This is a genomic window from Wolbachia endosymbiont (group B) of Silvanus unidentatus (assembly GCF_964028615.1).
Taxonomy (GTDB): Bacteria; Pseudomonadota; Alphaproteobacteria; order Rickettsiales; family Anaplasmataceae; genus Wolbachia.
This window is the reverse complement of record NZ_OZ034795.1, coordinates 624,533-636,735: the sequence shown is the minus strand read 5'-3', so window position 1 is coordinate 636,735 and position 12,203 is coordinate 624,533. Positions and strand designations below refer to the sequence as shown.

The 12,203-nt window shown below is 33.4% G+C and carries 14 protein-coding genes and 1 pseudogene; 4 read left to right on the top strand and 11 right to left on the bottom strand.

The features are described from left to right. Window positions 1–236: 236 nt before the first annotated feature. A complete protein-coding gene (locus ABWU65_RS02950) occupies window positions 237–728 on the bottom strand; it encodes an RDD family protein (protein WP_026097229.1) in 492 nt (163 codons plus the stop codon). 137 nt (window positions 729–865) lie between these two features. Here ABWU65_RS02950 and icd point away from each other — a divergent pair, with 137 nt between their 5' ends. The 3 genes from icd (at window position 866) to nth (ending at window position 4,328) form a co-directional block, all read left to right on the top strand. Continuing rightward, the gene (icd, locus tag ABWU65_RS02945) at window positions 866–2,284 is read left to right on the top strand and encodes an isocitrate dehydrogenase (protein WP_264376920.1); all 1,419 of its coding nucleotides are present in this window, start codon (window positions 866–868) and stop codon (window positions 2,282–2,284) included. Window positions 2,285–2,366: 82 nt separating this feature from the next. Further along, window positions 2,367–3,668, top strand: coding sequence for a molecular chaperone DnaJ (locus ABWU65_RS02940; RefSeq protein WP_213864012.1), 1,302 nt, complete (start codon window positions 2,367–2,369; stop codon window positions 3,666–3,668). Between the two features lie 21 nt (window positions 3,669–3,689). After that, window positions 3,690–4,328: an endonuclease III gene (nth, locus tag ABWU65_RS02935; RefSeq protein ID WP_007301977.1), complete on the top strand. Its 639-nt coding sequence runs from the start codon at window positions 3,690–3,692 to the stop codon at window positions 4,326–4,328. Between the two features lie 141 nt (window positions 4,329–4,469). Here the strand turns inward: nth and ABWU65_RS02930 are convergent, their stop codons facing one another. From ABWU65_RS02930 to purH, 4 genes are all read right to left on the bottom strand, one after another. Further along, the gene (locus ABWU65_RS02930) at window positions 4,470–4,700 is read right to left on the bottom strand and encodes a hypothetical protein (RefSeq protein WP_019078687.1); all 231 of its coding nucleotides are present in this window, start codon (window positions 4,698–4,700) and stop codon (window positions 4,470–4,472) included. A gap of 75 nt (window positions 4,701–4,775) precedes the next feature. Beyond that, window positions 4,776–5,048 carry a transposase gene (locus tag ABWU65_RS02925; protein ID WP_353280282.1) on the bottom strand — a complete coding sequence of 91 codons (273 nt, stop codon included), beginning with the start codon at window positions 5,046–5,048 and terminating at the stop codon, window positions 4,776–4,778. Window positions 5,049–5,113: 65 nt separating this feature from the next. After that, window positions 5,114–5,371: a transposase gene (locus ABWU65_RS02920; RefSeq protein ID WP_012481854.1), complete on the bottom strand. Its 258-nt coding sequence runs from the start codon at window positions 5,369–5,371 to the stop codon at window positions 5,114–5,116. A gap of 476 nt (window positions 5,372–5,847) precedes the next feature. Next, entirely contained in the window at window positions 5,848–7,368 is a 1,521-nt protein-coding gene (gene purH, locus ABWU65_RS02915) for a bifunctional phosphoribosylaminoimidazolecarboxamide formyltransferase/IMP cyclohydrolase (protein WP_353280281.1), read from the bottom strand. Window positions 7,369–7,472: 104 nt separating this feature from the next. Between purH and ABWU65_RS02910 the strand changes: the two are divergent. After that, window positions 7,473–7,605, top strand: a pseudogene (locus tag ABWU65_RS02910) (WPE palindromic element domain-containing protein); the annotation flags it as partial. A 143-nt stretch (window positions 7,606–7,748) separates the two neighbouring features. Here ABWU65_RS02910 and fmt read toward each other — a convergent pair. The 6 genes from fmt to ABWU65_RS02880 form a co-directional block, all read right to left on the bottom strand. Continuing rightward, complete coding sequence (fmt, locus tag ABWU65_RS02905) at window positions 7,749–8,648, bottom strand: methionyl-tRNA formyltransferase (protein WP_064085375.1); 900 nt, start codon at window positions 8,646–8,648, stop codon at window positions 7,749–7,751. Between the two features lie 12 nt (window positions 8,649–8,660). Beyond that, complete coding sequence (gene rplT / locus ABWU65_RS02900; RefSeq protein WP_353280280.1) at window positions 8,661–9,017, bottom strand: 50S ribosomal protein L20; 357 nt, start codon at window positions 9,015–9,017, stop codon at window positions 8,661–8,663. A 21-nt stretch (window positions 9,018–9,038) separates the two neighbouring features. Next, complete coding sequence (gene rpmI / locus ABWU65_RS02895; protein WP_006013548.1) at window positions 9,039–9,245, bottom strand: 50S ribosomal protein L35; 207 nt, start codon at window positions 9,243–9,245, stop codon at window positions 9,039–9,041. 98 nt (window positions 9,246–9,343) lie between these two features. Continuing rightward, the gene (locus ABWU65_RS02890) at window positions 9,344–9,787 is read right to left on the bottom strand and encodes a PAS domain-containing protein (RefSeq protein WP_019236701.1); all 444 of its coding nucleotides are present in this window, start codon (window positions 9,785–9,787) and stop codon (window positions 9,344–9,346) included. A 211-nt stretch (window positions 9,788–9,998) separates the two neighbouring features. Then, window positions 9,999–10,748: a hypothetical protein gene (locus ABWU65_RS02885; protein WP_353280279.1), complete on the bottom strand. Its 750-nt coding sequence runs from the start codon at window positions 10,746–10,748 to the stop codon at window positions 9,999–10,001. 289 nt (window positions 10,749–11,037) lie between these two features. After that, window positions 11,038–11,994, bottom strand: a complete 957-nt coding sequence (locus ABWU65_RS02880; protein ID WP_007302084.1) for a hypothetical protein — start codon at window positions 11,992–11,994, stop codon at window positions 11,038–11,040. Between the last annotated feature and the right edge of the window lie 209 nt (window positions 11,995–12,203).

Below are 12,203 nucleotides of genomic sequence, written 5' to 3'. Positions count from 1 at the left end.
GTGCTTCTTTTCTTGTCATGAAAGTAGCTGACACTGGGATCCAGGTTGATGAAAGCACACTAGCATAGAAAGTGGTTACAACGTTTTCGATGAGATTATATGGAAAACTGGATTCCAGTGTCAAGCACTGGAATGACACCGTCTATTATGCAAATTACCTGCTAATTGCAATGTTCGTACAGATGTGGGTCACGCGCTGGAATAACACCCTTGGTGATAACAACTAAAGAAAAACATCAACTAGGTTTATAGTCTATCACTACTGTTTTTGCAATTTTGTCATTAAGGAACTGTTTATGCTTATCAAATGTTGCAAACAATATGATAATAATTGGTAAAATTATAAATAGACTAGAAATACTCAATATTGTATAAAAAATTATAAAATATAACACTCCAAAAGTTCCTGTTCTGATTATTGTTTGTGTTATAGTGATTTTTTCAAGTGTATTTTTGTCTTTTATATGCATACGAAGCAATAATTGTCCCGGAGTTCCGCCGAATTCTATTATCGTAAATGCATAAAATGCTAATGCCAATATTAGCGCTGTTACATTAAGAATTGTTGCGTTGTCTGAAATTATTTTAACCGCATTGGGTGTTAAAGAACCTAAGGTACATCCAACGTTAAATCCAATAAAATACTTTATCGCCGTTAATAAAATATGATCAAACGCAAATGCAAAAATGCGTCTCGTAACTCTTGCATAGCTTATTTTAGTATCCATATAACCCCACCCGCATTACTAACTGACATAAGAACATGTTATTAAATAACTGTAAATATGTCAACTTGTACAGTACTAGCTGCTTGTGCCACTATATTATTTGAATTAACATTAAATCATTTACAGTTAAGGAAGTTATGTCAACATCAGTCACAGTTGCGTATGGTGATGGTATCGGACCAGAAATTATGGAAGCGGTGCTATCGATATTGCGTGAAGCGAAAGCAAAGATTTCAGTAGATATTATTGAAATAGGAGAGTGTGTTTATAGTAAAGAATGGTCTCACGGCATTTCTCCAAGTGGTTGGGAATCTATCGAAAGGACAAAGATATTACTCAAATCTCCAACAACAACCCCTCAAGGTAAAGGGCACAAAAGCTTAAACGTTGCACTCAGAAAGAACTTAGGGCTGTATGCAAACATTAGACCATGCATTTCGTATCACCCTGTTATAGAAAATAAATTCGATAAATTTGATGTTGTTGTAATACGCGAAAATGAAGAGGACGTTTACACCGGAATAGAGCATAGGCTCACTGGTGACTCGTACCAATGCACTAAAATTATTACTAGATCTGGCTCAGAAAAAATATGCAGGTATGCTTTTGAATATGCGAAAAAACATAACAGAAAGAAAGTAACTTGCCTGACTAAAGACAACATAATGAAAATGACTGACGGCGCTTTTCATGCAGCGTTTGATCGTATTGCAAAAGAATATCCGGATATAAAGGCGGAACATTATATAGTTGATATTGGAATGGCACGTGTTGCCACAGAACCCGAGAATTTCGATGTTATAGTAACTGAAAATCTATATGGCGACATATTATCAGACATAGTAGCACAAACCTCAGGTTCTGTAGGGCTTGCAGGAAGTAGCAATATAGGTAATGAATATGCAATGTTTGAAGCGGTTCACGGCTCTGCTCCTGATATTGCAGGAAAAAATATAGCTAATCCTTCTGGTCTTTTAAATGCCGCAGTACATATGTTGGTCTATATTGGTCAAGTGAGTACTGCAAAACTAATCTACGATGCATGGCTCAAGACTTTGGAAGATGGAGTACATACCGCTGATTTATATAAGGAGAAAAAGAGTAAACAAAAGGTTGGAACAAAAGAATTTGCAAAAGCTGTTATAGATAATCTAGGGAAAAAACCCACAACGTTATCTGAGCTTATAATTAGCAGTGATTCGGATAGTAAAATAAATAAAGTACAAGACAATTACGAACAAGATTACAAAGTTAAAAAGCTAGTGGGTAGTGATATAACGCTTGCTTGGGACAAATCCAACAATTTTGATCAAATAGTTAGGTTATTTGAATCGAGTAATCTGAAAATGATAGCAATATACTCAAAAGGACTTGCAATTTGGCCAGGAGGCTCAAAGTCTTCAAGTGACCAAATAATCTGCAGGTTTATTGCAAATAATGAAATTACAAATAGTGATGTGAATAACTTGCTAATCAAATTTGAGGAACACAATTTTGATGTGGTGAGAATGGATAAGTTGTATTTGTATGATGGGAAAGAGGGTTTCTTCTCTTAGTGGTTGCTTGATATTTTTATGCTTGTGTGAAACATTAAATATATTATACTAATAGCATCGTGTATTTATGTGAGGTGTAGTAATGAGTCAACATTTTAAGTTAACTGGTCAGGAGTTTTATGATAGTAATGGTCTGTTTAACGTACTAGAGATAAAAGCTGAACAAATTGTAGGTAAAGATTATCAAGCTCTTAGCAAGTTTCTGAAAAAACAATATAATAAATTGATACTTGTAAACCATCCTGACAAAGGTGGAAACAAAAATAGATTTGATCAGATTTATAAAGCTTATCAAGAGCTAAAAAAGTACATTAAACCTTTGGAGTCAGGAAATCCTTGTGTTAAAGTCAGCGTTGATGCTGAAAGTAATGGACGTTTAACGGCAAGAGAGTTTCACTATAGGAGAAAGTTGTTTAACGAGCTAAAAATCAGTGAGGAAGAAGCTGTAGGTAAAGATTTTGATGGGTTGATTGCTATACTAAAAAGAAATGATTGTTCGTTTGGAGAAGACCTAAAAAGCTATAATGAACTTCAGGCTCAAATAGAGAGGATTTTGCTAAATCCAAATTTAGATAATTTTCAGAGGAGTGTACAAAGTGCAAAGTTAATGCAAGAGTTATATCAATATATAGCAAAGCCAAGCATACAATTATTCAATTATATTTCTCCTCTAAAGGAAAAAAAGAACCTAGTAGATGAGGATAAAAAAGAATTAGCGTTAAGATTTATAGAACGTAAAAATGCCTTACTATTTATTCGGACTCTTAGTGTTCTACCCTTAGGCCTGTTAACTACAGTTACTATAGGTTGCTATTTTTCATGGTGGATCATAGCATTTAACATCGCTATTAGTAGAGCCTCTGGTTTATTAGTGAATTATTATATGGAAAAGTATAAAAATTCAGAAATTTCTACTGATGAATTCATGAGTAAAATGAGCTATATCGAGCTAAGTAGTAAGCTTCTTATCAACTATCCTTTAGCTGCTTTTTCTGTTTATTTAGTTACAATAAATTTCATTGCTAATGGATTAACTGTTGGTGGAGCTGTACTTGGTCCACTATTGTTATTGGCAGTATTAATTGAAATGTTAGCTCCTGTTTTCTCAAAAGGCTGTGAAATATATGCTGACAAGCACACAAAAGATTTACTAGAAGAGGATCCAAGAGATAGAGTGCAAAAGGAGACTGATCTGTTAGGACGGTATGATCCACGAAGGCTATTAATGCCGATAATTATGCCTCTTGTTAGAAAGTGTTTTGCAGAAGTGGCAAGCAAATTTGCTGAGAGGAATTTTGATGAGGTAAAAACTGATATGTCTGATGTTAATACTGAAGGACTATCTAATCCTCAAGCAATTGAATTTGCACAGCAAACAGTATAGTATAAGCTTTTAGCTCTATGCATGGACTCAAAAAAAGTAGAATTAATATTTGAAAAATTTCAACAGTCAAATCCTGCGCCAAAAATAGAGCTAAATTATACCAATCATTTTACGTTATTAGTTGCAATAGTTCTGTCAGCGCGGACGACCGATATAAGTGTTAATAAAATTACAAAGGAGCTATTTAGTATCGCTGATACGCCAGAAAAGATGTTGAATCTTGGGCAAAGTGAGCTGAGAAAATGCATAAGCAGTATTGGTTTATATAATTCCAAAGCAAAAAATATAATCGGGCTCAGCAAAATATTGATTGAGAGGTACAATAGCAAAGTGCCTACTAATTTCGATGATTTGGTATCTTTACCAGGGGTTGGGAGAAAGAGCGCTAATGTGTTCTTAAATTCAGGGCTTGGTATTCCAACATTGGCAGTTGATACTCACGTTTTTAGAGTGAGCAATAGAGTTGGGCTTGTGAAAGAAAAAGATGTACTTAAAACAGAGCAGTCTCTTTTGAATGTAGTGCCAAAAAAATACCTACTTTATGCTCATCATTGGCTAGTTTTACACGGTAGATACATTTGCAAGGCACAAAAACCTTTGTGTGAAGCGTGCACAATTCATGATTTATGTGAGTTTGAATGCAAGAGGTATAAAGTCTAGCACAACACTTCGATATTTCTTACTTTTATCATCCAAGTAGCTGATCTCTATGATGGTGTCAACCGAGTAGCTTACACTGGGATGGCTTTGTTGCATCGCTTATCGGATAGTGGGTAAAGCATAAAAAATTCATGAAACTACCTAAAACTTAGCCATGCCAATATCAGTAAATTTATTGAGTAAGTAACATTTTATTAGCAACTCTTTTTCTCGATTTACTTCAGATCTATTTCTAAAACTAAACCCAAATATTTGCTTTAATCTTGAAAAAAATCCTTCAATATATGACCTTTTTCCATAAACTGCTTCCTTCTTCCACTCTTTCACACCGTCTTTACCACATAATCTAATGGCAGCATTCCTTTCAGCCATATAATCCAATTTTGTATGCTCCGCTGCACGATTTTTCGGTAAAATTTTGTCTTTATATCATATTTTTTGCACAATTTATAAAGCTTGATAGGCTCTGTCTGCATATAATGCTTTTATAGCATGCTGAAAGCTGAGCAAGTCGCAAGCACCATAATGGTCGGAGTAGGCACCATTGCTATATTGTGCAGCTATAGCTTTTTTACTATTTATACTCAATATTACGTGTAGCTTTCTTGTTTGCTCATAGCGGCGATACTTTCTATCTGTACCATTTGCCTTACTATGGCCTGGAATATTATTGTAGATGCTGATACCTGTACTATCTATAGCAATTTCAATATCTTCCATATTGTTTTTATCAACTCTGCAATCATTGATCTTAATATTGAAACCTTCTTGAAGCCTGCGAATAGCTAATGACTGCTAACTACTTGCTGCAAATATCCTTTTATAAACCCTACCGTTTGTCTTAAGCCAATTCTAAAGAGACTAGCGACTATATGCACTAAAATCACAACTTTATTACTATAAATATAATTTCCACCTCGCATTTTGGGGCTATTTTCGTACCAATTTTCTATTGCCTCATTAATAAAATGAAAAATATTTCCTCTTTCTTGCAGAAATCTGTTATATCCATGGCAGTTACTGACTCTCATTTTTTGTGACATATTTTTCTTTCGTAGGTTAAATGCCTGTTTTATAGTGAATTTCGTCAGTAACTTCCAGTTCTTTTTATCTGAGCTATGCAACAAAGCCCACTGGAATCCAGTCTTTCTTACCAACAAAAACTTAGAATAACTTTTGTTCTTAAAAAATTTCTAGATTCCAGACTCATGTTTCAATGTTAAACAAGGTACAATAGAATTGAGTAGGGTAATTTCTAGGGAATTATTATATTCTAGAAAAAGTAAAATGTCATCCAGATAGGCTAATGTACAAGGTAAGCTGAATGTCTATAAGGAAAAACAGCAAGGCATTTTAGGATTTGCTATAAATCGCATCAGGAGCTCAAGAGTACAGCTTACAATTACAGATAGGTATAGTTGAGTTTAAAGTAACTACATAAATTTACTACAATTTTCATACCTATAAGCTGCTATGCAACAAAGCCCTGTGTGGGTATAATTTTGACAGGATACAAAGCTTAATGGAGAAAGTTACGAACATCAGTGAAAAACATGGCAATTTTATTCTCATTTGCAGCTGCTATCACGTTTTGATCTTTCAATGAGCCACCTGGCTGAATTATAGCTGTAATTCCATGCTTTGCACTTTCTACTATACTATCTGGAAATGGAAAAAATGCATCTGAAGCAAGCGCTGCGCCTTTACATTTTTCACCTGCTTTTTTTACTGCAATATTCACACTATCTATTCTGCTTGTTTGTCCTGCACCGATGCCAATAGCACAACCGTCTTTTGCTATCACTATTGCATTGGATTTTACATGTTTACATATTTTCCAAGCAAAAATAAGATCTTCCTTCTCTTTTTTTGTTGTAGTGCATTCTGTCACTCGGTTTATTTCTTCTACTTTTACTGTATGGTTATTATTTTCTTGCACTAAGAACCCGCCAACAACATTTTTGATTTGATATTTTGCATTTTGCTGAAGAGATTGATGAATAATCACTCTTAAATTTTTCTTTTTTTGTAAAATTTTTAGTGCCTCTTTGTTTACCGATGGTGCTATCACCACTTCCAAAAATATCTCGTTTAATTTCTCTGCTAGCTTGAAATCTATCTCCCGATTGAAAGCAACTATTCCACCAAAACTGCTTATTTCATCACATGATAGAGCTTTTTCATATGCTTTTAAAGCACTATCACTAACAGCAGCGCCACATGGATTATTGTGCTTTATTATCACTGCTGCAGGTTCTTGAAACTCAGAAATTATGTTAAGTGCAGACTCTATGTCGACTATATTATTATAGCTCAACTCTTTTCCATGTATTTTCTCCAGTGGATACTTGCTAAATTGATTGCTATAAAATGCAGCTTTTTGATGAGGATTTTCACCATATCTGAGTCCTTGTGCTTTACATCCATATAAAGTAAAAAACTCTGGTAACTCATTGCTTTTACCCTGTGATAAAAACCAATTGTAAATATTAGAATCATACTGTGCAGTCAGAGCAAATGCTTTAGTTGCTAGATGTTTTCTATATTCTAATGTTGTCTGATTGTTATTTTTGATCATCTCAGCTTTCAGTGTTTCGTAATCTTGAATGCTAGAAATCACTGAAGTGAAATGAAAGTTTTTTGCTGTAGCTCTAATTAATGCTACTCCACCTATATCTATTTGTTCTATGATTTGCTTCTCACTTGAGTTGCTATTAACCGTTTTCCAAAATGGATATAAGTTAGTTATAAGCAGATCTATCGGCTTAATTTCTAGATTCTGCATTTCCTTTTCGTGCCTTTTTCGATCACAGAGTATTCCTCCATGAATTTTAGGATGTAAAGTTTTCACTCTGCCATCTAGTATTTCTGGAAATTGTGTGTAATCTGAAACTTCTTGCGTTTTTATTCCCGCACCTGATAGCACTTTATAAGTATTCCCTGTTGAGAGAATTTCTATTTGTTGCTGCATCAAAAACGATGCAAGTTCAATTATATTTGTCTTATCGTATACTGATATTAAAGCTCTTTTAATTTTCATATGGAAGGTTTCTTAAGATTATATCTAAGAAAAGAAAATTTGTCTATATATAGCTACTACGTCATACCACTGCGGTATCTCGTTGTAGATTCCGCTAACAAGCACATAGCTGTACGAACATTGTGATACAAGAGATCAAGAAAGATGTCATCCCAGTCCCCAGGCACTGGGATCCAGAAAACTTCACTTTAAATGAGCACACCAGGTAATAGAAACTGGATTCCAGTGTCAAGCACTGACCATCTACTACTCAAATTACCTGCAAATTGCAATGTTCGTACACCAAAACGCGGTATCTCGTTGTAGATTCCGCTAACAAGCAGCGGAATACCAAATTGTAGAAGTTGCTTTAGCTCTCCTCACTCTCCTTTCAAAGTAGTCTATTCTATAAATTTTTTTGTTAAACTTGATTTTAAGCCACGAACAAAATCTTTAATATCGCAAGGATTTCTTCCTTCCATTTGTACAACTTTAGGAATTAAAGTACCACCTTTTAAACTTATATGCATATTATCATTAATGATCTCACCTTGTCCTGAAGTGAAGGCTTCAAATTCAGCATCAAGTATCTTGATACGTTTATTCTCTACCTTAATGAATGCTTTTGGATAAAATGCTTTAACCTTTCTATAAGCAATTTCACAGGCGTCACTTGCGTAAATTTTATAGTCTTTTACTTTGTCAGCATAACACGCATCGTTATCGCTCTGTTTTAAGGGAACTTGCTTTTCAATTTCGTTTAGTACTTTCAGCAGTAAATCACTACCTAATTCAGACAATTTATCATACAACGTCTTATAATTATCGCTTTTTTCAATAAGAAATTTTTTCTGTTTTAAAATAGGGCCAGAATCTAATCCTTCATCTAGCTGCATAATGCTAACTCCGGTTTCTTGATCTCCGGCTAAAATTGTGTGCTGTATCGGAGCTGCACCGCGCCACCTAGGCAGTAATGATGGATGAATATTAATACAACCATATTTGGGAATATTTAAAATTTCTTTTGGAAGTATCAATCCATACGCAGCAACAACTGCAACGTCTGGCTTAAAATTTCCAAACTTTTCTTGCTCTATCGAAGATTTTAAAGAGGCAGGAGTACATACCTCTATGTCACTTTTTTCAGCAACGATGTGTACTGGGGATTTTGTTAACCTCTGCCCACGTCCAGAAGGTTTTGGAGCTTTGGTATATACTGCTACTATTTCACTCTGTAATTTCAATAGTAAGTTTAACGCACCAACAGCAAACTCCGGTGACCCCATGAAAATAATTCTCATGGTGTTTTTGCTTTAAGCTAACTTACTATTTACAATTTCTATTAATTTAGCAAAATCATCCTTATGATTAACAGCCATCTCAGCAAGAATTTTCCTATTTAAATCAATTTCAGCAAGTTTAAGACCATGCATAAATCTACCGTAAGTAAGTCCATGTTCTCTTACTGCTGCATTAATACGTATTATCCACAAACCACGAAAATCACGCTTGCGATTTCTTCTGTCTCTATAAGCATACTGTAGTGCTTTTTCAACCCTTTGTAATGCAATTCTATAACAATTTTTTGCCCGTCCTCTATAACCCTTTGCTAATTTTAATACCTTTTTATGACGAGCATGAGTAGCGGTTCCACGCTTTATCCGAGCCATTTTTATCTTACCTCCATTTTATTAAATACCATAAGGCATATAAAGTTTAACTATACGCGAGTCAGATTTATTGAGAATCGTTGTACCGCGTTGATTACGAATATTAGATTTACTTCTTTTTACCATGCCATGTCTCTTACCTGACTGAGTAGAGATGACTTTACCCTTAGCTGTAAGGTGAAAGCGCTTTTTGACAGAAGATTTTGTTTTTAATTTTATTTTCGTCATATTCTAAACAAATTTATAAACACCACTATTTAGTTCTTTATTAGTAATTAAGTATGAGTATAGATAATTTTATTAAAGAATCAAATTAAAATTGTATTTTAAAGCAGCTTGAATGTAATCACACCCAGTATATGTGTTATACCTTCTTCATTCCCAATTGGTAGCAATACTTGCCTTATTTTAACACTTTCACTTTCTTCCTCTTCGTTAATTGAGCATTTACTCTCTATTACAGTCTCAAGTTTATCAATAACTGCATCTATTTTATATAACCGCAAAAATGGTGCATCAATTGCATACTTATCATCGATGTACATCTTTTTTTCAAAACCATAGAATTCAATAGCTTTTTCTCCTGCATTTTCACAAATATAACCTCGATCTTTAACTTCAATGATAAAACAATGCTGCCATGACTCCATGATTTCTGCAGTGTCTATTTCATGTCTTTCTGGCCATTCTCTATCTGATCCTTTTATATCACTCCAATGTTGAGTAACTATATTCACTATTCTTCTTTCTTTGCCTGCATAATTTTCCATTCGAAATTCCACATATAAAACACAGATATGAGGTAAATTTATCGTGAATGTATTGATTTTTTCTTACTAAAGGATGTAGATTATTGAAAATTCTCATCCTGTTTACACAACAGGTAATGATAAATTAAGTATAATAATTAGAGCATAAAAATTATTAAATGAGGAAACTGTAAAAAAATAATAAAAAAATTCTATTTTTGCAATATTTTGGCTAACGAATAGAATTAGTTCCACTTTCTAAAGTTATTCCACTTAATAAATAACTAGATGGAGTTTCTTCCTGAGCACTACTATGGCTTTTATTTTTTCTATTATAAAACCAACATTTAAATGGTACAGCTGCTACCAAAGCTACTGTTACTGCTAACATACCTACTGTGAACACTATATTATTTTTCTCGTTTGAAGGTGTTTCCAATAATTTAAACTCTCTCAAGTTTGTATCATGAATCATAGGATTACCCAAAATATTCGTCGTATTTTGAACACTTTCTATATTTCGCATTGTAATTCCATTGCTAGCGTTTGATTTTTTCATTTCTTCCATTACTTGTTTTAAGTTTGGTAGTTCTGCTGTTGTATTTTCAATATCACCAGCTTCCAGCTTTTGCAAGTTCTCATTACTCAAAAACTCTTTGAGATACTTTTCATAAAACTCTTTGGCATTATATCTTTTATAACTTCGTATTTTTCCACTCTTGAGATCAGAAACAATATCATCAATCATCACTTTTGGATTTTCTGCATGCACTATTTCTCCTTCAGCAACAAGAATACGATAAGATGTATCGTCAAGCATACATACATACTTAAGTTTTAAATCACCTCCTCCCAATAGAAAATATATTGTTCTGTTTTGTTCTACATCTCGCAATTCTGATTCAATACTAATCCATCTATTCCTTTTTTCCTTATTGATTGATCTTTTTTTTCCTACAGTATTTTTAAATCTTCTTGACATATATGACCCCCAAGCTGACCAATATTTCCTTATGTATAAAAGATAAATTATTTAAGTCCACATCTTTTCACTAAGATTTTTATATTTTTATTATACTAAATAATACATATATTAATATCTGAATTTCTCATTGCAATTTATTATACCTTAGTAAAAACGATATAAAATTAGAGAAAGAGTTATAAAATTTTTTGTAAGACAGGAAAATTTCTTCTCCTTTGGTTCCAGAGCATATAAGTGCTGTAAGAGCTAAGTTGATGGCACTGTTGTGCCATCAAACTCTGGAATCTTACTCGACACTAATCTGAGAAGATAGATGTGCTACCGATGTAGCATTGCTGAGCAAAGATTCTATTTCTGATGTAGATCCGGAATGCTCAAGTTGAGCTTGTTCAGGAAGGTTTTTCATCGCTTTTTCAACATCGTAGCTACCTTCCCTATTTTTTCTATGCCATACAAAGTATCCTAATCCTGCAAAAGCTACTGCTAGCACTCCACCAAATATACCACCAGCAATCCCTGCTATTCCTATATACTGTCCTCCATTTATTTCGGGTAATTTAGGCCCTTCCACATCTGTGCTATTAAATATAGAATGATCTAACACTTCTTGTGAATTACTATCAAAACGGGAAACACTACTTATATCTTCAGGAGTAATTCCATAACTAGCATTTGATTCTTCTATTTCATTTATTACGTCATTAATCTCTTTAGTAGTTACTTTGCTTGATGCAAAATCGAATTCTTGTTTTGTTAAAGAAGCTGATTCGATAGTTACATCTTCCTGCATCTGATAATCAATTTCTTCAGTAGTAGATTCTCTCAATTGGCTATTTTCATCAGTTCTTTCTTTTAGCTTTTTTGAACTATCCTTACCCAATTCATCTACAAGGTTTTTTAGATATATTTTCTTAAATTCTCTATAATTATATTCTTTACTTTTTTCTATTTCTCCACTCTTAAGACCTAAAATAATTCCATCTATTGTCGATTCACGAATTGCTTGAGGAATGTCTATTGAATTTACTATTCCTGTAACCAAGCCTATCTCAGCTGCTCTAGAAGATATAGAGAGGTCTTTTACTGTTAAATTCTCTCCTTTAATTAAAAATTCTACTCTTCTGTTTTGTTTTATACTTTCCAAGTCAGATACAATTCTAATTGTTGGACCATCCATCTCCTGCTTATTTGTTGTTTCTCTCTTTCGCATGCTATTCTTAGTGTTTTGGAATTTTTTTGGCATTTCACACTCCTTAAATTAATTAACAAAAATATTATTTGAATTAACAAATACTTCTCTATGTTAGTGGATAAAATATTTAAACCTATATCTTTTTATTAAAATTTTTATGTAAAAGTTACTTTTATTATACTAAGTAATGTATATATTAATATTTAGATTGATAAATTGATTTTACTTCTGTTACAACTTATTATGCATAGATAACCTCA